This is a genomic window from Saccharopolyspora sp. NPDC002578 (genome assembly GCF_053592695.1).
This window is the reverse complement of record NZ_JBSFWJ010000020.1, coordinates 65,341-86,980: the sequence shown is the minus strand read 5'-3', so window position 1 is coordinate 86,980 and position 21,640 is coordinate 65,341. Positions and strand designations below refer to the sequence as shown.

The following is a 21,640-nucleotide window of genomic DNA, read 5'->3' as shown; positions in this document are numbered from 1 at the left end:
GCAAAACGCCCCAGGTGGCGTGCGAACTGATCGCAGAGGCGAACCTGGGGCTTACGCCGCCACCCTAGCACGACTTCCGGCGCGTCCCGATCACTCCACGACTCGGGGGACCTCGATGTCCGGCGACCAGCCCGCCTGGATCCACAGCACGCTGTCCGCGGCTCGCTTCCAGCGGTACCTGACCGCCGCGAACGGCGAGCACGCCGACGCCCTGCGGCTCTACCGCTGGAACCTGGACGTCTCGGCGGCCTTCTACGCGCCGCTGCACTGGCTGGAGATCGGCCTGCGCAACGGGGTGCACGAGCGGTTGCGGGAGCACTTCGGCAGCGGGCAGTGGTGGGAGCTCGTGCAGCTCACCGACTACGGCAGGCGAGCGGTGGCCAAGGAGCACGCCAAGCTGAAGCGGCAGAAGCAGGCCGGTTTCACCGCCGACGACGTGGTGGCGAAGTTGTCGCTGGGCTTCTGGGTGTCGCTGACGAGCAAGGGGCGCGGTTATGACCGGACGCTCTGGGTGCCCGCCCTGCACGGCGCGTTCCCCCGGTTCCGCGGCCCGCGGCGGGACCTGCACGAACGGCTCTCCGGCCTGCTGGAGCTGCGCAACCGCATCATGCACCACGAGCCGATCTTCCACCTGGATCTGCCCGCGCGGCGAGCGGAGATCTACCGGGTGCTGGACCACCTGTCGCCGACGCTGCCCGAGCAGGCCGGTCGCTACGACCGCGTCCCGATGCTGTGGGAGCAGCGCCCGCGCGACCTCTGCCCGCGGTGACCGCTCACCGCAGCGCCAGCACGATGAGCCGGGTCGTCTGGGTGGGGGAGAAGTTGTTGTCGCTGACCAGGGCGAGGGTGCGCTCACCGGTGGGCAGGCGCGGCCCCCACGTGAGGCCTTCGACGTTGTCGACGGTGCCGAGGTCGAACTGCGCCAGGTCCGCGAGCAGTCGTTTGTGCACCGGGCGGACCGGTGCGTCGCGCAACGAGGGCACGTCCTTGACGTCGTCCGAACCGCGCAGGTCCGCCTCGTAGATCCGGATGGAGTTGCCCGCGCCCTCGACGTAGGCCCGCTCCAGCACGAGGAGGCGGTCACCGGCGTCGAGCACGGCGGCGATCCCGTTGTCGCCGGGCTCGCCGCCGGACTCGGCGAACACCGGGTCGACCGGGTAGGCGTGCTGCGAGAGCACCCGCCCGCCGCGGTCCTGCACGGTGATCCGGCTGAGCGCGCCGTGCTCGGTCGTCGGCGGGTCGCCGTCCTGCAGCAGCGCGGACTCGACGGCGTGGACCACCAGCGAACCGCCGTCGGCGAACGCGAGGGACTCCAGCGACTCGTTGCGCCGCGGACCCGAGTCCGGGCGGTGGACCAGGTTCGGCGGCAACGGCAGCTCGGCCCGGAACGAGCCGTCCGGGGCCGCCGAGCGGATCGACGGGTCGATCGACCGCGGGTCCCGTTCGCCCTCGCTGGTCCACCACACGTCGTGCGACCACGGGTCGAAGCGGATCTCCTCGGGATCGACGGTGGTGCCGTCACCGGCGGAGATCGGCGGGTAGGTGGCGCCGTCGGGCCGCCGGAACGGGTGGGTCCCGGTGAGGGTCCACGCCCCGAGCCCGTCGGCCCGGACCTCGACGTCGGCGGTGTAGGAGCGCGCCGGGTCCTGCTCCGAGCGGTCGTCGCTGACGAACACCCACCGGCCGGTGCGCGGGTCGTGGTCCAGGCCGGAGAGGCCGCCGACGGCGGTGCCCTGGAACGTCGTCGCCCACGGCAGGGTCCGCTCGCCCAGCAGGCGCACCCCGTCCGGGGGCGCGGGCCTCGCGGGCGCGGCGCACGCCGCCGGTGCGGCCGCCATCGCGAGCACCGCGGCGGCCAGGGCGACGGGGAACCTGTTCGCGCTCATGTGACCCAGCGAACCTCAGCCAGGTAGCGAACAGATGTCGGAAAAGCGGCAGCCGTACCCTGTCCAGGTGATGGCTGTGCAGGTGATCTTGTGCGCGCTGCTCGTTGTGCTCGGAGCGGCGCTGGTGTTCATCGGGTGGCGCGGACTGCGAAGCCAGCTGCCGCCGAACCGCTACGTGGGAGTCCGCACGCCCGCGACGCTGCGCAGCGAGGAGGCGTTCGCGCTCGGCAACCGGGTGGGCGCGCCCGCGATGCTGGCCGGGGGCGCGGTGGCGATCCTCGCGGGCGTCTCCGAGCCGCTGCTGACCACCGTGACCAGCGCGGTCGTCGTCGCGGTGCTCGGCATCGCCGGCGCGTTCGCGCTGATGGTCGTCGGCGGCGTCCTCGGCAACAAGGCGGCCGAGGCGATCCCCGCACCGGCGACCGCCGGTTGCGGCGGCTGCCCCGGCGGCTGCTGCGGCTGACCCCCGACCACGACACGAACGCCCGCGACTTCCCGGTCGCGGGCGTTCTGCTGTTCCGGGGCTCGCGTCAGTTCAGCTTCACGTCGCCGGGGTGGGTGGCGAGGAAGGCCAGCGGGGTGCTCTGGCGGCGCAGCACGCGCCCCCACAGGTCCGCGCCGGGCGCGGCGATCACGTCGTCGGGCAGGGCGGGCACGATGATCCAGTCGCCGCGTTCGATCTCCCCGGCGAGCTGCTTGGCGTCCCAGCCGGCGTAGCCGGCGAAGAACCGCAGCCCGCGCGCCCTCGGCACCAGGTCGTCCGGATCGCCGTCGAGGTCGACGAGCCCGACCGGGCCGCGCACCCCGACCATGCCGCTGATCCGCTTGACGTCCTCCCCGGCGCGCAGCGCGGCCAGGCAGATCGCGGTCCGCTGCTCCACGGGTCCGCCGACGTAGAGCGATGGCGGCTCGCTGGCGTGCGGCGCCCACTGCGGCAGCACGTCGCTGACGGCGACCTCGCTGGGCCGGTTCAGGATGACGCCGAGAGTGCCCTCGCCCCGGTGGTGGATGATGTAGACCACCGTCCGGCGGAAGTTCATGTCGAGCAGCTGCGGAGCAGCCACCAGCAGCGTCCCCGGCTCCACCTCCGCGTCTGATTCCACCTCCGCATGATCGCAGAGCGGAGCCCCGCCTGGCGTGACCGTGCCGCGAACGCGGCGGATTTCCGCCCGGTGCAGCCGCACGTTCATGTCCAACGATTAGGAGCAGCGATTCGCGCGTACTCAGTTGTCCACCTGAGTATTAATAGAACGCGCTGATCAGCAAGAACGCTGAAATGAATCCGCGACTGCCACCGCTGCGCCGCCCGACGCGGCCGAGATACGCGATCCGGCGGAGTCGCGAACGCCACGCGGTGCCAACCGCGCCCGACCGTCGCCGCGCGGCCCGCGGATCAGGACTCGCCGGGGACCTCGATGCCCTGTTCGGCGGCCCAGCGGTACAGCTCCGCGACGGCCTCCTCGTGCTCCATCGGACCGCGATCCAGCCGGGCGTCCTTCAAGTGCTTCCACGCCCGGCCCACCTGCGGCCCCGGCGGCACCCCGAGCAGCCGCATGATCTCGTTGCCGTCCAGGTCCGGCCGCACCCGCGCCAAGTCCTCGTCCGCGGCGATCCGCGCGATCCGCTCCTCGAGGTCGTCGTAGGAGCGCTGCAGCGCGTTGGCCTTGCGCTTGTTCCGAGTCGTGCAGTCGGCCCGCACCAGCTTGTGCAACCGGGGCAGCAGCGGTCCCGCGTCGGTCACGTAGCGGCGCACCGCCGAATCCGTCCACTGGCCCTCGCCGTAACCGTGGAACCGCAGGTGCAGGTAAACCAGGTCGCAGACCTGGCTGACGATCTCCTTCGAGTAGCGCAGCGCCCGCAGCCGCTTGCGGGCCATCTTGGCGCCGACCACCTCGTGGTGGTGGAAGCTCACCCCGCCGCCCGGCTCGAACCGCCGCGTGCCGGGCTTGCCGATGTCGTGCAGCAGCGCGGCCAGCCGCAGCACCAGGTCCGGCTCGCCGTCCGGGTCCGCCGCCTGCTCCAGGTCGATGGCCTGCTCCAGCACGACCAGCGAGTGCTCGTAGACGTCCTTGTGCTGGTGGTGCTCGTCGATCTCCAGCCGCATCGCCGAGACCTCGGGCAGCACGTGCTCGGCCAGCCCGGTCTCCACCAGCAGCTCCACACCCTTGCGGGGGAACTTCCCGCACAGCAGCTTCGAGAGCTCCGCCTGCACCCGCTCCGGGGTGATCCGGGCCAGCTCGTCGGCCATCTCCCGCATCGCCGCGAGCACGCGGTCGGCCGGTTCGAACCCGAGCTGCGCGGCGAACCGGGCGGCCCGCAGCATCCGCAGCGGATCGTCGGCGAACGACTCCTGCGGCGTCGCGGGCGTGTCCAACCGCCCGGCGGCCACGTCCTCCAGGCCGCCGTGCAGGTCGACGAACTCGCGCGCGCCCAGTTCGATGGCCATCGCGTTCACCGTGAAATCGCGGCGCAGCACGTCGCCCTCGATGGTGTCGCCGAACGCCACCTCCGGGTTGCGGGTCACGCCGTCGTAGCTGTCGGCGCGGAACGTGGTGATCTCCACGGTCGTCCCGCGCTTGTAGGCGCCGAGGGTGCCGAAGTCGATCCCGGTGTCCCAGATCGTCTCCGCCCACCCGTCGAGCAGCTCCCGCACCTGGTGCGGCCGGGCGGCGGTGGTGAAGTCGAGGTCGGTGCCCAGCCTGCCCAGCAGCGCGTCCCGGACGCTGCCGCCGACCAGGTACAGCCGGTGGCCCGCCGCGGCGAACCGCTCGGCGAGCTCCTCGGCCACCGGGGCGACCTTCACGAGCTCGACGACCGCGTTGCGCTGGGCCTCGCGTTCGCGGGCGCGCAGGTCGGCGTCGTCGGGGGCATCACGGGTCGAAGGGGCCACAGGGGGAGGATATCGGCTGCTCAGCCGAGGATCTCCGGGCCTCGGCCCGCAGCGGTTCGACCGCCGGTACCCGCTCTGATCGCATTACCATCGGCCGCATGCCTCCGTCGCCCGGCCGCTCCGGCGGCGCACAGCCGGGGCGCCGGAACCGGCGCCGGCGCCGGCGGCTGCAGACCGTGGACGAGACATCGGCCGGGGGGCTGGTGGTCGCCGACGCCGAACGGCTCGCTGCGATCATCGGTAGGTCCGACCGCAGGGGGCGACTGCTGTGGTCGTTGCCGAAGGGCCACATCGAGCCTGGTGAGACGCCGGAACAGACCGCGGTGCGCGAGGTCGCGGAAGAGACGGGGATCATCGGACGGGTGACGGTGGCGATCGGCACGATCGACTACTGGTTCGTCGCCGGTAACCGGCGCGTGCACAAGACGGTGCACCACTTCCTGCTGGACGCGGTCGGCGGAGAACTTTCGGACGAGGACGTGGAGGTCACCGAGGTGGCTTGGGTGCCGCTAGGTGAACTGGACGAAGTGCTGGCCTACGCCGACGAGCGGCGTCTGGTGCGGCACGCGCTGACGCTGCTCGGCGATGCGCTGCCGGGCACGGGCGAGGCGGAGACGGGGAGCCGGAAACCTCCCCGGAACACGGGAACGGAGCCGGGGTGAGGTGTCTGCTAGCCGCTGTGGTCGCGGTCCTGCTGGTCAGCGGGATTCCGATCACCGCGGCCCGCACGGCGAGCGCGCAGGGCGATTCGAGCACGACCCGACTCGAAGTGACCAAGGTCACCCCATCGGTGATCTCGGGTGCGCCGGGTGAAGTGACGATCAGCGGCCGGATCACGAACACGACCGGCGCCACGATCAACGGCATCGAGGCCCGCGTGCAGCGCGGCTACCCGACGCAGTCCGTCCCGGCCGCGCAGGACGCGCTGCGCGGCAACGCCGCCACGGTCAACGAGACCAGCTTCCGCCCGATGATCGACACCCTCGCTCCGGGGCAGCAGGCCCCGTTCGAGCTGCGGGTGCCCGTCAACGGCCCGGACTCGCTGGAGATCACCGAACCCGGCGTGTTCCCGCTGCTGGTCAACGTCAACGGCCAGCCCGGCGACGGGGGTCGCGCCCGCATCGGCGAATCGCACTTCCTGCTGCCGGTGCTCGCGCCGCCCGGCGCTCCGCCCGCGAAACCCGCGGAGCCCGCGCCCGTCGCGATGCTGCTGCCGATCGTCGACTACCCGCGGATGCAGCAGGAGGGCACGCCCGGCCAGCGCGCCGTGCTCGCCGACGACGCGCTCGCGGGCTCGCTCACCCCCGGTGGGCGGCTCTACGACCTCGTGCAGTCCGTCGTGGACAACGCGGGCGGCGGATCCCCGCTGGGCAACGGCCTGTGCTTCGCCATCGACCCGGACCTGCTGGCCACCGTGCAGGCCATGAGCCGCGGCTACCTGGTGCGCCAGGCCGACGGCGGGCTGCGCGACGGCACCGGCTCGGCCTCGGCGCAGCTGTGGCTGAACAAGCTGCGCGAAGCCACCGAAGGCCGCTGCGTGCTGGCGCTGCCCTACGCCGACTCGGACGTGGCCGCGCTGGACCACGCCGACCTGCCCGACCTGATCAAGGGCTCGCTGGACGGCGCGGGCGTGGTGCAGCAGGTGCTGGGCGTCGAACCGCGGCGCAGCGTGCTGTGGCCCATCGAAGGCGCGCTGGACGAGTCCACCGCCCGCAAGCTCGCGGACTTCGGCATCGGCACGATGCTGATGGAGCCGTCCGCGATGTCCACCGATTCGCTGGCCCCGTCCCGGCTCTACGAGGACGGGCCGGTGGCGGTGCCCGTCGACCCGCTGCTGTCCGAGGCGCTGGACCCGATGCACGGTTCCCCGCTGGAGACCACGGCGATGTCGCCCGACGGCAACGGTGCCGCCACCGTGCAGAACACCCTCGGCGCGCTCGCGTTCCGCGCGACCGCCGGAGCGCAGGGCGGCGCGACCTCGGTGCTGGCGCCGCCGCGGCGGTGGAACCTCAGCGGTGAGGACCTGCGCGCGCTGCTCGACGGGATGCGCGGGCTGGCCGACGCCGGCTACGTGCGGCCCGCCGGGCTGCCGGAGACCACCGGGCAGGCCGAGCAGAGCGAGTCCGCGCTGCCGGTGTCCCGGCTGGACTACCCGCAGGAGAACGCGGCGGAGGAGATCCCGCGGCCGGTGCTCGACCAGCTCGCGGAGCAGAACTACAAGGTCGGCGACCTCTACCGCTCCACCCAGAAGGACCCGGCCGCCGATCTCGACCCGGCCGCGCTGACCACGCCGCTGCGCAACGGGCTGCTGCGCGGCGCCTCCAGCGCCTGGCGCGACAACCCGGCCGCCGCGCGGCACTGGGTGCGGGTCGCCACCGACACCCTCAACGGCGTGCTCGCCCGCGTCCGGCTCGACGAGTTCGCCGGCAAGATCACGCTCACGGCGTCGAACGCGCCGATCCCGATGACCGTCACCAACGACCTGCCGGTGACCGTGTCGGTGCGGCTGCGCATCCCCGCGACCGCCGGGATCGAGACCCGCGACCTCGGCGTCATCCGGGTGCCTGCGCAGGGCCGCAGGCACTTCCGGCTGGAGACCGAGGTGCACCGCGCCGGGCAGTTCACCGTCGACATGGACGTGGTCACCGAGGCGGGCACCGAGCTGGGCCCGGCCAAGCGGATCCAGCTGCAGTCCTACACCTACGACCCGTTCACCGTCGGGTTCACCGCCATCGCCAGCGCGCTGCTGGTGATCCTGTCCGCGCGCCGCATCCTGCGCAGGTTGCGGGCGCGCCGCAGCAGGCTGGCCGCGGCGAGCGGCGGCCGGGCGGGCGAGTCCGCGGCGAGCTCCGCTCCGGCTCCGTCGGCGAGCGAAACGACCAACCCCCGGATGTTCCCCGTCTCTCCCGGCAGCACCACCGAAAGTGACCGCGGCCCGAGCTGACATCCTGGTCCGGCCACACGCGGGAGTGACGTCCCGCGCGTGGCCGCAGGCGGTGAGTGAAGGGCACAGGCAGTGAACCGAGACAGCGACGCGCAAGCACGGCGGGCGGGGCCGGCAGGTCCCGGCGCGGCAGGTCCCGGCGCGGGCGGCCCCATGCCCCCCGCCGACGACCGGACGCAGCAGATCCCGCGCGTCGAACCGGGCGGGCCGCCGCGCTCGCAACCGGCGCCGCGCGCCGCGCAGCCGGTGTCCGCCGAACGCGGGACCGTGCCGCACCGCGCCACGCCGCCGCCCGGCTGGCACGCCGCCGAGACGCAGCCCATCCCGGCCGTGCTGCCCGAACCCGGCCTCGACCAGGCTGCCGAGCAGGCCGAAGAGCAGACCCGGGTGCTGCGGCCCACCGGCGGCTCCGGCGGCGGCAAGTCCCTGCTGCGCGCCAGCGGCTCGATGGCCATCGCCACCCTCATCAGCCGCATCACCGGCTTCGGCTGGAAGATCCTGCTCGCGCTGATCATCGGCTTCGGCGTGGAGAACGACTCGTTCACCGTCGCCAACACGCTGCCGAACAGCATCTTCGAGCTGCTGCTCGGCGGGGTGCTGACCAGCGTCGTCGTCCCCGTGCTGGTCCGGGCCGCCAAGTCCGACGCCGACGGCGGCGAGGCATACGTGCAGCGGCTGCTGACCATCTCCACGGTGCTGCTGATCGTCGGCACCACGATCTCGGTGATCGCCGCGCCCGCCCTCACCTGGCTGTTCATCTCCGACGGGGACTCGTCGAACCCGGCGCTGGTCACCGCGTTCAGCTACCTGCTGATCCCGCAGATCTTCTTCTACGGGATCAGCGCGCTGGTCGGCGCGATCCTGCAGTCGAAGCAGATCTTCAGCCCGCCGGCCTGGGCGCCGGTGGTGAACAACCTCGTCGTGCTCGCCACGCTCGGCGTCTACGCCTCGCTGCCCGGCCGGATCTCCGTCGACCCGGTGCGCATGGACGACGCGCACCTGCTCACCCTCGGGATCGGGGTGACGCTCGGCGTCACCGTGCAGTCGCTGATCCAGATCCCGGCGCTGCGCCGGACCGGGTTCACGTTCCGCTGGCGCTGGGAATGGGACCCGCGGCTGTCCGAGTTCGGCGGCCTGACCCTGTGGATGGTCGGCTACGTCGCCGTCAGCCAGGTCGGTCTGATCGCGCTCACCAAGGTCGCCACGGCCGCCGACGCCGGCTCCTACTCGATCTACACGTACTCCTGGATGCTGCTGCAGCTGCCGTACGGCGTGATCGGGTTCTCGGTGATGACCGCCATCCTGCCCCGGATGAGCTCGGCCGCCGCCGACCACGACTACCCGCGGGTCGTGCAAGACCTGTCGCTGGGCAACCGGCTCTCCACCGTCGCGCTGATGCCGATCAGCGCCGTGATGACGGTGCTGGGCGTGCCGCTGGCGCTGGCGCTGTTCAGCCTCAAGGGCTCCGCGACGGACGCGAGCAGCGTCGGGCTGGCGATCGCCGTCTCGTCGTTCGGCGTGCTGCCGTACGCGATCACGATGATGCAGATGCGGACGTTCAACGCCCTCAAGGACGCCCGCACCCCGACCCTGATCATGGTCGTGATGACCGCGGCCAAGGTCGTCATGGCGCTGCTCACGCCGTTGGTGCTGTCGCCGCAGGACGTCGTCTACGGCCTGGCCTTCGTGAACTCCTTCAGCTTCGTCGTCGGCTGGCTCGTCGGCGAGGCGTGGTTGCGGCGGCGCCTGGGTCCGCTGGGCAGCGCGAAGTTCTTGGCGACGCTGGGCAAGACGCTGCTCGCGTCGGTGCTCGGCGGGCTCGCGGCCTGGGGCGCCACGACAGGCGTGGACGCGTTGATCCCCGGTCCCGCTGGCGCCGGAACGGGCTGGTTGCAGCTGCTGGCGGGCACGATCGTGGGCTTCGCGATCATCTTCGGATTGATGGCGTTGCTCCGGGTGCGGGAACTGGAGCCTGCGATCGGGCGGCTCACCGCTCTGCTGCGTCGTCGTTGACATTGGCGTCACGTACCCTCGGGGCGGAAGTCTTCTCCCGTGGGGAGGGGGTGTTCAGTGCCCCCCGGCTGGAGCGGGAGGAGCGGGAGAGGGAAGGTGAGCAGCAAACCGACCAGGCAAGCGATGCCGGAACGTGACGCGGGCGATTCGACGGCGGACGACGCCGAACAGCTGACCCCCGGCGCGGTACTCGACCACGGCCGATACCGCCTGCTGGAGAAGGTCGGCACCGATCCCCGGTGCGACGCGCAGCTGTGGCGGGCCAAGGACGGTGTGCTCGGACGCGATGTCGCGCTGACCATCCTGACCGGGGACCGCTCCCAATCGGATGCGGCGACGAGCGCGCGGCGCACGCTGGAACGCGCGATGCACGCCAGCACCTTCAACCACGTCGGCGTCGCGCGGGTGCTCGACGTCGTGACACCAGCACCAGGTGACCCGCAGGGCGTGCTCGGCGTCGTCATCGCCGAATGGACGCACGGCACCGACCTGATCGAGCTGATCGGGGACGGGCCGCTGCAGCCGGGCACCGCGGCGCGGCTGCTGCAACCGCTGGCCGCCGCTGTCGAAGCCGCGCACCACGCCGGGCTGGTGCTCGGCGCGGACCACCCGCAGCGGATCCGGGTGACGCCGGAAGGCGACATCCGGATGGCCTTCCCTGGGCCGCTGTCCACCGCGAGCTCCAGCGACGACGTGCGCGGGCTCGGTGCCGCGCTGTACCTGCTGCTGACCGGGCGCTGGGCGCTGGACTCCGCCCCCGAAGGCCTGGCGACCGCGCCGACCGGACCGGACGGCACCATCGTCGCGCCGCGCACGCTGCGCCCGACGGTGCCGCTGGAGCTGTCCACGGTCGCCCTGCGCGCCCTCGGCAGCCCCGACACGCACGGCACCACCGGCGGCGTCCGCACCGGTGCAGCGGTGCTGCGGGTGTTGGAGCAGCACGCCACGTTCGAGGCCTCGTCCTCGGCCGTGCAGTCCGGACCCGCGGGCGGCGCGACGCAGACCAACGAGGTCTGGAGCACCCAGGACCCCAAGCCGGACAAGGTCAAGCGCAAGAAGCTGGCGATCAGCGTCGGCGCCCTGGCGGTGGCCACGCTGCTCGTCGTCGGCTGGATCGTCGCCAACCTCATCGGCATGTTCGCGGGCAACCCGGAGGCCGAAGGCCCGTCGGTGACCTTGGGCGACGACAACGCGCAGCAGCCCGCACCGACCCCGGACCAGGCCGTCCCGGTCCAGGTAACCGGCGGGACCCCGTTCGTCAAGGAGCAGACCCCGGACAGCCCCGGCAAGATCGGCAACCTGTTCGACGGCGACCCGTCGACGTCCTGGGCGACCGACTCCTACAACGACCAGTTCGGCAACGGGTTCAAGTCGGGCACCGGCACGGTGCTCAGCTTCTCGGCGCCGACGACGGTCCGCGAAGTGGTCATCGACTCGCCCAGCGCGGGCACCGTGGTGGAGATCCGGGCGGCCGACGGCACCAGCCCGAACTTCGACTCCAGCCCGCTGCTCGGGCAGCAGACGCTGGCCGCGGGCAAGACCACGATCCCGATCGACGCGGCGCAGCCCACCCAGAACGTGATCGTGTGGCTGACGCAGATCTCGCCGTCGGGCGGCAAGTTCCAGACCCGGATCAACGAGATCAGCATCTCCGGCACGGCGGCCTGAGCAGCACGCCTCCGGTTCGCGCGGGACCGAACCCGGTCCTGGTCCCGCGCGGGCCGCGGCGCGGTGATCGTGGGCGACCTCACGATCAGTAGAGTGCTCAGACGTGTCTGCCCCCGTCAGATCGGACGCCGACCTCATAGCGGCGCACACCAGCGGTGACCCACACGCGTTCGCCGAGTTGTTCCGCCGGCACCGCGATCGGTTGTGGGCGGTCGCGTTGCGCACCATGCGCGATCACGAGGACGCTTCCGACGCGCTGCAGGACGCGATGATCTCCGCGTTCCGCAACGCCGGATCGTTCCGAGCGGAATCCCAGGTCACCACCTGGTTGCACCGAATCGTGGTGAACGCCTGCCTGGACCGGATCCGCAGGCGCCAGGCGAGACCGACGGTGCCCTTGCCCGATACCGGGCCGGCCGAGCCGGCCGTTCCGCGCGACGCGATCGAGGAGCAGGACACCCGGATGGCCGTGCAGGACGCGCTGGCCGCCCTCCCCGAGGAGCAGCGCGCGCCGATCGTGCTGGTCGACGTGGAGGGCTATTCGGTGTCCGACACCGCCGCCATCCTCGGCGTCGCCGAAGGCACCGTGAAGAGCCGCTGCGCCCGCGGCCGGGTGAAGCTGGCGAAACTTCTGGGACACCTGCGGAACCCGAGTGCGGATGCGAACGTCCCAGATGACGCCAACGCCAAGCGTCGACGGGAGGGACGATGAGCGGCGAACAACGGCGCCCCGAAACGCCGCAAGGCCCACCGTGGTCGCTGGATCTGGTGGCCGATCTGCACGCGGGAGTGCTCGATCAGGACGTGGCCGACGAGCTGCTGCCGCGCATCCAGGCCGACCCGGAGGCGAGCGAACTGCTCGCCGCGCTGGAAGCCACCAGCGCCGAACTGGCGGAGCTGCCGGCTCCGACCGTGCCCGACGACGTCGCGGCCAAGCTGGACGAAGCGCTCGAGGCGGAACTGCGTTCCTGGGCCATGGCACCCGAGGGCGAGAACCCGAACTCCGCCGGAACCGCGGGTCAGCCCGTCGAACCCGAACCCGCTCCGGTGCTCGACCTCGCCGCCGCTCGCCGGCGCAGGCGCAAGCGCGCGGGCTGGACGGCGGGCCTGCTCACCGCGGCCGCCGCGGTGACGGGAATCGTGGTGCTCGGCACCGGCGGAATCCTGCAGGGGGACACCGACAACGCCGCCGCGCCGCCGCCCCAGGACGGTCCGCCGCCGCTGGCGCTGCGCGGAGACGCCTTCCCGGCGGACCGGCTCGGCGAAGCGCTCGGCTCCGAGCAGTACGGCGCGCTCGCCGACCCCGAACAGCTGCTCGGCTGCCTGCAGGCCAACGGCGTGAGCAGCGGAAATCCGCTCGGCGCCCGCGAAGTCACGATCGACGGCGAACCGGCCAGGGCGCTGGTGCTGCAAGGCGGCGGGATCGGCCGGTTCCGCATCCTCGTCGTCGGCCAGGACTGCGGCCCGGACCGCCCCGCGACGATCTCCGACAGCACCCTGGGAGGCTGAGCGGGTCAGGCTCGTCACGCGCGGCGGAGCCGGGAACACACGCGCCTAGGATCGCGTTGACCCGAGTACGCTCGCGCGTTCAGCGCGGCGGGCGGCACGCGACAACGAAAGGGGCGCGGTGACCGACGACGTCCGCAACCTCATCATCGTGGGCTCCGGCCCCGCCGGTTACACCGCTGCGGTGTACGCCGCACGGGCCGAACTCCAGCCTTTGGTCTTCGAGGGAACGCAGTTCGGTGGTGCGTTGATGACCACCACCGACGTGGAGAACTACCCCGGTTTCCGGGACGGCATCATGGGCCCCGATCTCATGGAGCAGATGCGGGAGCAGGCGAAGCGGTTCGGAGGTGAGCTGCGCGCCGAGGACGTCGAGCACATCGACCTCGAAGGCGACGTGAAGAAGGTCACCGCCAACGGCGTCGAGTACCGCGCCAAGGCGATCGTCCTGGCGATGGGCGCGGCGGCCCGCTACCTGGGCATCCCCGGCGAGGAGAAGCTGCTCGGCCACGGCGTTTCGGCGTGCGCGACCTGCGACGGCTTCTTCTTCCGCGAGCAGCACATCGCCGTCATCGGCGGTGGCGACTCCGCGATGGAGGAGGCCACGTTCCTCACCAAGTTCGCGGACTCGGTGACGATCATCCACCGCCGCGACGAGTTCCGCGCCTCCAAGATCATGCTGGAGCGGGCCAAGGCCAACGAGAAGATCCGCTGGCGCACCAACGCCGCGGTCACCGAGGTGCTCGGCGACAACGCCGTCACCGGCCTGAAGCTGCACGACACCGTGACCGGTGAGGACTCGCAGCTCGACGTCACCGGCATGTTCGTCGCCATCGGCCACGACCCGCGCAGCGAACTCGTGCGCGACCAGGTCGAGGTCGACGACGAGGGCTACGTCGCCGTCCAGCAGCCCACCACGCACACCGGCATCCCCGGCGTGTTCGCCGCGGGCGACCTCGTCGACCACACCTACCGGCAGGCCATCACCGCCGCCGGTTCCGGCTGCTCGGCGGCGATGGACGCCGAGCGGTGGCTCGCCGAGCACGAGGTGAGCGAGTCCGCGCACGTCGCGGCCGAACACGTCGGCGGTGGCTACGCACCTGCGACCGAGACCGCCGCGGCGCGCTGAGCGCTGGACCGACCTGAATTCACACCGAGGGAGATGACATGGCCGAGAACACCGTGACCGTGGACGCCGGCTCGTTCAAGGACGACGTGCTGGGCAGCGACAAGCCCGTCCTGGTCGACTTCTGGGCGACCTGGTGCGGCCCGTGCAAGATGGTCGCGCCCGTCCTGGAGGAGATCGCCGACGAGAACCCGGGCATCACGATCGCCAAGCTGGACATCGACAAGAACCCGTCGGTCGCCCGCGACTACCAGGTGATGAGCGTCCCGACCCTGCTGCTGTTCTCCGGCGGCGAGCCGGTCAAGCAGATCGTCGGCGCCAAGCCGAAGGCCGCGCTGCTGGAAGACCTGAAGGACTACCTGTGATGCGGCGCTGACCGCCGCGCACCGAGCCGGAACCCCGCAGATCCCCGCCACCGCGCGGAGATGTGCGGGGTTTCGCCGTTCTCGGCGAAGCGTGGGAGGTCATCCCATGCGCGGGCGCCTGCGAGCGGCCCGCAGCGCCGCTGCATTGCAGGCAAGGCACAATGAGCCGGTGGGTTCCCGTCCGAACCCATCCACCCAGAAGTGGACATCGGGGGAGTACGACCGTCCTACGCGCCGGATCCACCACCGGCGCCTGAATCGAGCGAGGAGTGCATGCAGCTGCTCCACCGCGGTGACGTCGGTCCGGCCGTTGCCGAGATCAGGAACACCCTTGCTGCGCTGGGTCTCCTACCGGCCCCCCCAAACGGAACCGCCACCGGCCCCGCGAACTTCGACGCGGCGGTGGAACACGCGGTGCGCGTCTTCCAGCAGCGACGTGGCCTGATCACCGACGGCGTCGTCGGCCCCGCCACCTACCGCGCCCTGATCGACGCGCGCTGGCGCCTGGGCGACCGGTCCCTGGCCTACCTCGTGTCCAAGCCCATCAGCGGCGACGACGTGTTCGCGCTGCAGGAGCGGCTGCTGGAACTCGGCTTCGACGCGGGCAGGCCCGACGGCATCTTCGGGTGGCAGACCGAGCAGGCGCTGCGCAGCTTCCAGCGCGACTACGGGCTCGGCAACGACGGCATCTGCGGCCCGAACACGCTGCGCGCGCTCAAGCAGCTCGCCCCGAAGGTCCGCGGCGGTCGCCCCGTCTACCTGCGGGAGCAGGAGAAGGTCCGGCGCTCCGGTCCGCTGCTGCGCGGCAAGCGCATCGTGCTGGACCCCGGCCACGGCGGCACCGACCGCGGCGTGACCGTGGGCGGCGTCAACGAAGCCGACCTCGCCTGGGACCTGGTCCGCAGGCTCGAAGGCCGCATGGTCGCCACCGGGATGGAAGCGCTGATCACGCGCGGGCCGCACTCCTGCCCGCCGGAGGCCGACCGCGCCGGGTTCGCCAACGAAGCGGGTGCCGACCTGTTCCTGTCGCTGCACATGGACGCCAACTCGGCGCCCGCGGCGCAGGGCGTGTCGAGCTTCCACTTCGGCACCGGCAACGGCACCACCTCCACGGTGGGGGAGGCGCTGGCCGGCTTCCTGCAGCGCGAGATCGTCGCGCGCACGGGGATGCTCGACTGCCGCATCCACCCGAAGACGTGGGAGGTCCTGCGCCTCACCCGGATGCCCGCGGTGCGCACCGAGATCGGTTACCTCACCAACCCCGAGGACCGGCGGCGGCTGCTCGACCCCGCGTTCCGGGACATCATCGCCGAAGGCCTGCTGGTCGCCGTGAAACGGCTCTACCTGCTCGGCAAGGACGACCAGCCGACGGGCACCTTCACCTTCGACGACCTGCTGCGCCACGAACTCACCCGAGCCGAAGGCGCCTGAGGACGACGTCTGGCCCGCCTGCGCCGCACGGCGCGGGCTCCGGCGGGTTCACTTCCTGTCTTTGATCTTGCCCTTCCAGGTGAGCGGCGTCGTCGGTCGTTGTCCTGTGAGCGGCGACCAGCCAGAGCAAACCGACCACCGGCGGGTTCTCAGCGGCTTCCTCGCGAGGACAGCGATTTCGCCGTGTACGGCATACATGAGGAATCGATCCCGCAGCGAGGGAGCCGCTGAGGTTCCGCCGCCCGACCCGCTACTCAAGCCAAGATCAAACAAGGACGGTCAGCCGAGCGCGGGCTCGGCGGTCTTCACCGAGACCGTGCTCAGCAGCCGCTCCAGAGCCGCTTCGACGTCTTCCTTCCAGGAGATCGCCGTGCGCAGCTCCAGCCGCAAGCGCGGCCACTTCGGGTGCTGGCGGACGGTCTTGAACCCGACCTGCTGCAGGAATCCCGCCGGGACCAGGCAGCCCTCGTCGTCCTCGTGCAGATCGCCGAACGCCTCGATCGCGCGGACTCCGCGCTTGGTCAGATCCTTCGCCACGTTCTGCAGCAACACCCGGCCCAGCCCGCCGTGCTCGAACTCCGGGATCACCCGCAACGCGGTGAGCAGCACCGCGTCCGCGCTGACCGGGCCGGACGGGAACGCGGCGGCGCGCGGCACCGCGGCGGGCGGGGCGTACAGCGCATAGCCGGCAGGCACGTCGTCCACGTACAGCACGCGGCCGCAGGATCCCCAGTCCAGCAGCACGTTGGACACCCAGGCCTCTTTTTCGAGGCCGGTTTCGCCGAACTCCTCGGCCTGCTCCCGGATGTGCGGCGCGAGTTCCCAGAACACGCAGCGACGACACTTCGGTGGCAAGTGGTCGAGGTTGTCCAGCGTGACGCCTACGACGCGTCGCGACACCCTGACCTCCTGCGAATCCGCCAAGAACCCACGCATGGCAGGTGGGGCTCGTGGCCAGGATAAGCCGCCGCCTCCTGCCGCCGGAAGCTCCTCACCCTTCCCAGTGCCCCCCGAAATGGTGAGATGGGTTACCGTCAAGCCGGTTTGTGCGAGGCGCCCGTTACACAAGCGACCGCCGGACGCGATAGCACAGATAGACTCGCGCGACCGTCACCTCGTGGTAACAGGAGACGATCACTACAGCGCACACCCGATCCACCGGAGCGCGGAATGTCCGATCACGGCAGCAACCCGACCGATCAGCCGCAGCCGAGCCCCCAGCAGGAGGCAGCGGTCCAGCAGGCGGGAGCGGCGCGCAACCTCGACGCGCACCGCGACCGGTACGCCCAGCGCACCGCAGGCATGACCGCATCGGAGATCCGGGCGCTGTTCGCCGTGGCGAGTCGCCCCGAGGTCGTCTCGCTGGCCGGCGGCATGCCGAACCTGGCCGCGCTGCCGCTGGACTCGCTGGCCACCGAGGTCTCCCGGCTGATCTCCGTCGACGGGCAGGCCGCGCTGCAGTACGGCTCGGCGCACGGCGTTCCGGAACTGCGCGAGCAGATCTGCGAGATCATGGCCATGGAAGGCATCACCGGGCATCCCGACGACGTGATGGTCACCGTCGGCTCCCAGATGGCCCTGGACATGGTCACGCGGCTGTTCTGCGACCCGGGCGACGTCGTCCTCGCCGAAGGCCCCTCCTACGTCGGCGCGCTCGGCTCCTTCAACGCCTACCAGGCGAAGGTCGTGCACGTCGCGATGGACGACGACGGGTTGCAGCCGGAAGCGCTGCGGCACGCGATCTCCGAGGTCACCAGCCGCGGTGAGCGGATCAAGTTCCTCTACACCATCCCGAACTTCCACAACCCCGGCGGCGTCACGCTCGCCGTGCAGCGCCGCGCCGAGATCCTGGAGATCTGCCGCCACCACGACATCCTCGTGCTGGAGGACAACCCGTACGGGCTGCTGGGCTTCGACGGCCAGACCTACCCGGCGCTGCGCAGCCTGGACCCGGACAACGTGGTCTACCTCGGTTCGTTCTCCAAGACCTTCGCCTCCGGACTGCGCGTCGGCTGGGTCCTCGCCCCGCACGCGGTGCGCGAGAAGCTGGTGCTCGCCGCGGAGTCGGCGACGCTGTGCCCGCCCACGCTGAACCAGATGATCGTGTCCCGCTACCTGAGCACGCACGACTGGAAGGGCCAGATCAAGACCTTCCGCGAGCAGTACCGGGAACGCCGCGACGCGATGCTCAGCGCGCTGGAGCAGCACATGCCGGAAGGCTGCAGCTGGACCAAGCCCGACGGCGGGTTCTACGTGTGGTTCACCGCGCCGGAAGGCGTGGACACCAAGGCGATGTTGCCGCGGGCCGTGACCCAGCGGGTCGCCTACGCCTCGGGCACCGGCTTCTACGCGGACGCGCTGGGCTCGCGGCAGATGCGGCTGTCCTACTGCTATCCGACGCCGGAGCGCATCCGTGAGGGCGTCCGCAGGCTCGCCAACACGCTCACCGACGAGATGGAGCTGGTGCGGACCTTCGGCAGCGTGCCGCAGCGCTCGGTCTCCGGCCCCGAAGCTCCCTCTCCGGACACGGCGTAACCTCGTTCCTGCCGCACGATTCGATCGGTCCACTGCGCACCTGGTGCGCAGTGGACTCTTACTTTCAGGGGTGTTCGACCAATGTCCGATCGTTGGGTCGCCGTGCTGTCCGGTGGGTTGTCGCACGAGCGCGAGGTGTCGCTGCGCTCCGGACGTCGGCTGTCCACCGCGCTGCGCTCCGTCGGCATGACCGTGGGGGAGTGGGACGCCGATTCCCGGCTGGTCACGCGAATCCAGGACGAGCGGCCGGACGCCGTGATCATCGCGCTGCACGGCGGCGAAGGTGAGAACGGTGCCGTGCAGTCCGTGCTGGACATGCTCGGCGTTCCGTACGTCGGCACCGACCAGCGGGCGTGCCGCCGAGCTTGGGACAAGCCGACCGCGAAGGCCGAGCTCGCCCGTGCCGGCCTGAGCACCCCGGACTGGGTTGTGCTGCCGCACGCCACGTTCCGCGAGCTCGGCGCCCAAGCGGTGCTGGACGCGCTGGTCGGCAAGCTGGGTCTGCCGCTGATGCTCAAGCCGGATCAGGGCGGTTCGGCGCTGGGGGCGCGAGTGGTCCGAGAAGCCTCGGAGCTGCCCTCGGCGATGGTGGGCGCGCTGGCCTACGGCGACACCGTGCTCGTCGAGCAGTTCATCGAAGGCGTCGAGGTCGCTGTGAGCGTGGTGGACACCGCGGACGGCCCGGAGGCGCTTCCCGCGGTGCGCATCGAAGCGGCCGACGGCGTGTACGACTACACGGCCCGCTACACCGCCGGGCTCACCAGTTACGAGGCACCGGCCGACCTGGCGCCCGAAGTCGCGGCCCGCGCGGGGGAGCTGGCGGTCGCGGCACACAAGCTGCTCGGGCTGCGTGACGTGTCCCGGACCGATGCGATCATCGACCAGCACGGGGTGCCGCACTTCCTGGAGGTGAACGTGTCGCCCGGCCTGACGGAGACGTCGTTGTTCCCGATGGCCGTGGAGGCTGCGGACCGTTCGCTCGGCGAGGTGTTCGCCGGTCTCGTCGAGAAGGCGATCACGCGCGGGAACTGATCCGCGCGCGGCGACCGGAACGACGGCGCCGCGTTTCACGTGAAACAACGCAACAGGGGAGTGGTCGCCGCCGGGGTCGACCGGAGCCGCTCCGAAGCAAGCCGCCGATGTCTCGTTACATCGGCGGCTCTTCTTTGTTCGTTTCCACCGCCGAGCCGAACCCGGCTACCGGCGGGGCGCCGACGCGGAACGTCGTCGGCGTGATCGGCGATCGACCCGCGGCGATTCGCGGCATCGAAGGCCCGTCGGGATCCGCGGTCGACCTACGTCGCAGATACCGACATATCACCCAAAATATTGATCGTCACCGTGACGAAAGGCCCCGGTGTCATCCTTCGCGGATCTCACGGAGCTTTTCGGCCTCTCCGGGCAACAACAACTCGGCGAGCCGCTCCAGGTCGTCCACCGACCCGAACTCCACGACGATCCGGCCCTTCCGCTTCCCCAGATCCACTTTGACCTTCGTGTCGAAGCGATCCGAGAGCTTCTCCGCCAACCCCTGGAGGCCGGGGGACTGCAGCTGCTTGCGCGGAGCCGGCTTCTCCTTCGCGGGGCCCTCGCTCTTCTTGAGGGTCACCGCCTCCTCGGTCGCCCGCACCGACAGGCCCTCGGCGACGATCCGCGAGGCCAACTCCTCCTGGCCGCCCGAGTCGTCCAAGGCGAGCAGCGCGCGAGCATGTCCCGCCGAGAGCACCCCGGCGGCGACCCGCCGCTGCACCGGCATCGGCAACCGCAGCAGGCGGATCGTGTTCGTGATGACCGGACGGCTCCGGCCGATGCGCTCGGCCAGCTCGTCGTGCGTCACGTCGAACTCGTCCAGCAGCTGCTGGTACGCCGCCGCTTCCTCCAGTGGGTTCAGCTGCACGCGGTGGATGTTCTCCAGCAACGCGTCCCGCAGCAGCGCGTCGTCCTGGGTCTCCCGGACGATCGCCGGAATGACCTCCAGGCCGGCGCGCTGCGAAGCGCGCCACCGCCGCTCACCCATGATGAGCTCGAACTGATCCGGCTCGACCTCACGCACCACGATCGGCTGCATCAGGCCGAACTCGCGGATCGAGTGCTCCAGCTCGGCCAGCGCCTCCTCGTCGAAGACCTGCCGCGGCTGCCGGGGGTTCGGCGTGATCGACGCGGTCACGATCTCCCGGTACGTCGCGCCCGCCACCGTTCCGCCGCTCGTTTCACGTGAAACCGGCTCCGGCGCGCTCGCACCATCCCCCGAGATAGGGGAGGAGGGTGGCGTGAAGCCGGACCCGCGGACGGTGACTCCGGTGGAAGAGCCGCCGTCTTCGGCAGGAGGTCCGCTCGGAATCAGCGCCGCGAGACCGCGCCCCAAACCACCCTTGCGTTCGGTCATGCCGTCTTCCTCTCCACACCCCGCTCGGCGATCTCCTTCGCCGCATCCAGGTAGCTCATCGAACCCCGCGAACCGGGATCGTAATTCAGCACCGTCTTCCCGAATCCCGGCGCCTCGGAGATCTTCACGCTGCGCGGGATGACCGTCCGCAGCGTCAGCTCGCCGAAGTGGCCGCGGACCTCGTTGGTCACCTGATCCGCCAGCTTGGTGCGACCGTCGTACATCGTCAGCAGGATCGTCGAGACCCACAGCGCCGGGTTCAGGTGCGCCTGCACCAGCTCGATGTTGCGGAGCAGCTGCCCGAGACCTTCCAGCGCGTAGTACTCGCACTGGATCGGGATCAGCACCTCGTGCGCCGCGACCATCGCGTTCACCGTGAGCAGGCCGAGCGACGGCGGGCAGTCGATGAAGACGTAGTCGGGGGCGATCTGCTCGATCGCGTCGGACTTGAGCGCCTCCTTGAGACGCCCCTCCCGCGCGACCATCGACACCAGCTCGATCTCGGAGCCGGCCAGGTCGAGCGTCGCCGGGACGCAGTAGAGGTTCGGCGACTCGGTGCTCACGGCCGCCGCGTCCGCGATGCTGATCTCGCCGAGCAGCACCTCGTACACCGAGGGGACGCCGGACCGGTGGTCCACGCCGAGCGCGGTGCTCGCGTTCCCCTGTGGGTCCAGGTCGATCACGAGGACCTTCAGCCCCTGCACCGCCAATCCGGCCGCGAGGTTCACCGTGCTCGTCGTCTTGCCCACGCCGCCCTTCTGGTTGGCGACCGTGAGGATCCGCCGCCGGTCCGGTCGGGGCAGCTGCATCGTCTCGGGGTGCAGCACCCGGGTGGCCCGTTGAGCTTCTTCCATGATCGGAGTCCAGCCCACGCCATCCGCGGGGAATGC

The 21,640-nt window shown here is 71.2% G+C and carries 19 protein-coding genes; 13 read left to right on the top strand and 6 right to left on the bottom strand.

The window, feature by feature from the left end:
- The first annotated feature begins 115 nt into the window (after positions 1 to 115).
- Entirely contained in the window at positions 116 to 769 is a 654-nt protein-coding gene (locus ACWD38_RS12860) for a hypothetical protein (RefSeq protein ID WP_450124102.1), read from the top strand.
- Between the two features lie 4 nt (positions 770 to 773).
- Here ACWD38_RS12860 and ACWD38_RS12855 read toward each other — a convergent pair whose 3' ends face one another.
- Positions 774 to 1,886 carry an esterase-like activity of phytase family protein gene (locus tag ACWD38_RS12855; RefSeq protein WP_450124101.1) on the bottom strand — a complete coding sequence of 371 codons (1,113 nt, stop codon included), beginning with the start codon at positions 1,884 to 1,886 and terminating at the stop codon, positions 774 to 776.
- A 70-nt stretch (positions 1,887 to 1,956) separates the two neighbouring features.
- Between ACWD38_RS12855 and ACWD38_RS12850 the strand changes: the two genes are divergently transcribed.
- Positions 1,957 to 2,349 carry an SdpI family protein gene (locus tag ACWD38_RS12850; protein ID WP_184485997.1) on the top strand — a complete coding sequence of 131 codons (393 nt, stop codon included), beginning with the start codon at positions 1,957 to 1,959 and terminating at the stop codon, positions 2,347 to 2,349.
- A 67-nt stretch (positions 2,350 to 2,416) separates the two neighbouring features.
- Here the strand turns inward: ACWD38_RS12850 and ACWD38_RS12845 are convergent, their stop codons facing one another.
- Both ACWD38_RS12845 and ACWD38_RS12840 read right to left on the bottom strand, forming a co-directional pair.
- Complete coding sequence (locus tag ACWD38_RS12845; RefSeq protein ID WP_343071642.1) at positions 2,417 to 2,989, bottom strand: YqgE/AlgH family protein; 573 nt, start codon at positions 2,987 to 2,989, stop codon at positions 2,417 to 2,419.
- Between the two features lie 290 nt (positions 2,990 to 3,279).
- Positions 3,280 to 4,776, bottom strand: a complete 1,497-nt coding sequence (locus ACWD38_RS12840) for a CCA tRNA nucleotidyltransferase (RefSeq protein WP_450124100.1) — start codon at positions 4,774 to 4,776, stop codon at positions 3,280 to 3,282.
- A 98-nt stretch (positions 4,777 to 4,874) separates the two neighbouring features.
- On the opposite strand from ACWD38_RS12840, the gene ACWD38_RS12835 reads away from it, so the two are divergent.
- The 9 genes from ACWD38_RS12835 to ACWD38_RS12795 all read left to right on the top strand — a co-directional run bounded on the left by ACWD38_RS12835 (position 4,875) and on the right by ACWD38_RS12795 (position 15,829).
- Complete coding sequence (locus ACWD38_RS12835) at positions 4,875 to 5,438, top strand: NUDIX hydrolase (protein WP_184484037.1); 564 nt, start codon at positions 4,875 to 4,877, stop codon at positions 5,436 to 5,438.
- Entirely contained in the window at positions 5,435 to 7,720 is a 2,286-nt protein-coding gene (locus tag ACWD38_RS12830) for a DUF6049 family protein (protein ID WP_184484035.1), read from the top strand. Before ACWD38_RS12835 ends, ACWD38_RS12830 begins: the two co-directional genes overlap by 4 nt.
- A 153-nt stretch (positions 7,721 to 7,873) precedes the next feature.
- Entirely contained in the window at positions 7,874 to 9,733 is a 1,860-nt protein-coding gene (gene murJ / locus ACWD38_RS12825) for a murein biosynthesis integral membrane protein MurJ (RefSeq protein ID WP_184484033.1), read from the top strand.
- A 96-nt stretch (positions 9,734 to 9,829) separates the two neighbouring features.
- Positions 9,830 to 11,401, top strand: a complete 1,572-nt coding sequence (locus ACWD38_RS12820; protein WP_184484031.1) for a protein kinase family protein — start codon at positions 9,830 to 9,832, stop codon at positions 11,399 to 11,401.
- Between the two features lie 103 nt (positions 11,402 to 11,504).
- Complete coding sequence (gene sigM / locus ACWD38_RS12815) at positions 11,505 to 12,113, top strand: RNA polymerase sigma factor SigM (protein WP_184484029.1); 609 nt, start codon at positions 11,505 to 11,507, stop codon at positions 12,111 to 12,113.
- Complete coding sequence (locus tag ACWD38_RS12810; protein ID WP_246457119.1) at positions 12,110 to 12,910, top strand: hypothetical protein; 801 nt, start codon at positions 12,110 to 12,112, stop codon at positions 12,908 to 12,910. Before sigM ends, ACWD38_RS12810 begins: the two co-directional genes overlap by 4 nt.
- 118 nt (positions 12,911 to 13,028) lie before the next feature.
- Positions 13,029 to 14,036, top strand: coding sequence for a thioredoxin-disulfide reductase (gene trxB, locus ACWD38_RS12805; protein WP_184484026.1), 1,008 nt, complete (start codon positions 13,029 to 13,031; stop codon positions 14,034 to 14,036).
- Between the two features lie 38 nt (positions 14,037 to 14,074).
- Positions 14,075 to 14,398: a thioredoxin gene (gene trxA, locus ACWD38_RS12800; protein ID WP_184484024.1), complete on the top strand. Its 324-nt coding sequence runs from the start codon at positions 14,075 to 14,077 to the stop codon at positions 14,396 to 14,398.
- Positions 14,399 to 14,671: 273 nt separating this feature from the next.
- Positions 14,672 to 15,829 (top strand): N-acetylmuramoyl-L-alanine amidase, encoded by a 1,158-nt coding sequence (locus tag ACWD38_RS12795; protein ID WP_184484022.1) that lies wholly within the window; start codon positions 14,672 to 14,674, stop codon positions 15,827 to 15,829.
- Between the two features lie 279 nt (positions 15,830 to 16,108).
- Here the strand turns inward: ACWD38_RS12795 and ACWD38_RS12790 are convergent, their stop codons facing one another.
- The gene (locus ACWD38_RS12790; RefSeq protein ID WP_184484020.1) at positions 16,109 to 16,729 is read right to left on the bottom strand and encodes a GNAT family N-acetyltransferase; all 621 of its coding nucleotides are present in this window, start codon (positions 16,727 to 16,729) and stop codon (positions 16,109 to 16,111) included.
- 270 nt (positions 16,730 to 16,999) lie between these two features.
- On the opposite strand from ACWD38_RS12790, the gene ACWD38_RS12785 reads away from it, so the two are divergent.
- Together ACWD38_RS12785 and ACWD38_RS12780 are read left to right on the top strand one after the other, a co-directional pair.
- Entirely contained in the window at positions 17,000 to 18,364 is a 1,365-nt protein-coding gene (locus tag ACWD38_RS12785) for an aminotransferase-like domain-containing protein (protein ID WP_184484019.1), read from the top strand.
- A gap of 81 nt (positions 18,365 to 18,445) precedes the next feature.
- Complete coding sequence (locus tag ACWD38_RS12780) at positions 18,446 to 19,396, top strand: D-alanine--D-alanine ligase family protein (RefSeq protein ID WP_184484017.1); 951 nt, start codon at positions 18,446 to 18,448, stop codon at positions 19,394 to 19,396.
- A gap of 328 nt (positions 19,397 to 19,724) precedes the next feature.
- On the opposite strand, the gene ACWD38_RS12775 is transcribed toward ACWD38_RS12780, so the two are convergent.
- The gene (locus ACWD38_RS12775) at positions 19,725 to 20,750 is read right to left on the bottom strand and encodes a ParB/RepB/Spo0J family partition protein (protein WP_184484015.1); all 1,026 of its coding nucleotides are present in this window, start codon (positions 20,748 to 20,750) and stop codon (positions 19,725 to 19,727) included.
- Positions 20,747 to 21,604: a ParA family protein gene (locus ACWD38_RS12770; RefSeq protein ID WP_246457118.1), complete on the bottom strand. Its 858-nt coding sequence runs from the start codon at positions 21,602 to 21,604 to the stop codon at positions 20,747 to 20,749. Before ACWD38_RS12770 ends, ACWD38_RS12775 begins: the two co-directional genes overlap by 4 nt.
- Positions 21,605 to 21,640 lie beyond the last annotated feature (36 nt).

Coding starts and splice junctions, on each gene's coding strand:
- ACWD38_RS12780 (WP_184484017.1), top strand. CDS start 18,446: ATGTCCGATCGTTGGGTCGCCGTGCTGTCCGGTGGGTTGTCGCACGAG.
- ACWD38_RS12850 (WP_184485997.1), top strand. CDS start 1,957: ATGGCTGTGCAGGTGATCTTGTGCGCGCTGCTCGTTGTGCTCGGAGCG.
- ACWD38_RS12795 (WP_184484022.1), top strand. CDS start 14,672: ATGCAGCTGCTCCACCGCGGTGACGTCGGTCCGGCCGTTGCCGAGATC.
- ACWD38_RS12810 (WP_246457119.1), top strand. CDS start 12,110: ATGAGCGGCGAACAACGGCGCCCCGAAACGCCGCAAGGCCCACCGTGG.
- murJ (WP_184484033.1), top strand. CDS start 7,874: ATGCCCCCCGCCGACGACCGGACGCAGCAGATCCCGCGCGTCGAACCG.
- ACWD38_RS12855 (WP_450124101.1), bottom strand. CDS start 1,886: ATGAGCGCGAACAGGTTCCCCGTCGCCCTGGCCGCCGCGGTGCTCGCG.
- ACWD38_RS12770 (WP_246457118.1), bottom strand. CDS start 21,604: ATGGAAGAAGCTCAACGGGCCACCCGGGTGCTGCACCCCGAGACGATG.
- ACWD38_RS12835 (WP_184484037.1), top strand. CDS start 4,875: ATGCCTCCGTCGCCCGGCCGCTCCGGCGGCGCACAGCCGGGGCGCCGG.
- trxA (WP_184484024.1), top strand. CDS start 14,075: ATGGCCGAGAACACCGTGACCGTGGACGCCGGCTCGTTCAAGGACGAC.
- ACWD38_RS12860 (WP_450124102.1), top strand. CDS start 116: ATGTCCGGCGACCAGCCCGCCTGGATCCACAGCACGCTGTCCGCGGCT.
- ACWD38_RS12775 (WP_184484015.1), bottom strand. CDS start 20,750: ATGACCGAACGCAAGGGTGGTTTGGGGCGCGGTCTCGCGGCGCTGATT.
- ACWD38_RS12785 (WP_184484019.1), top strand. CDS start 17,000: ATGTCCGATCACGGCAGCAACCCGACCGATCAGCCGCAGCCGAGCCCC.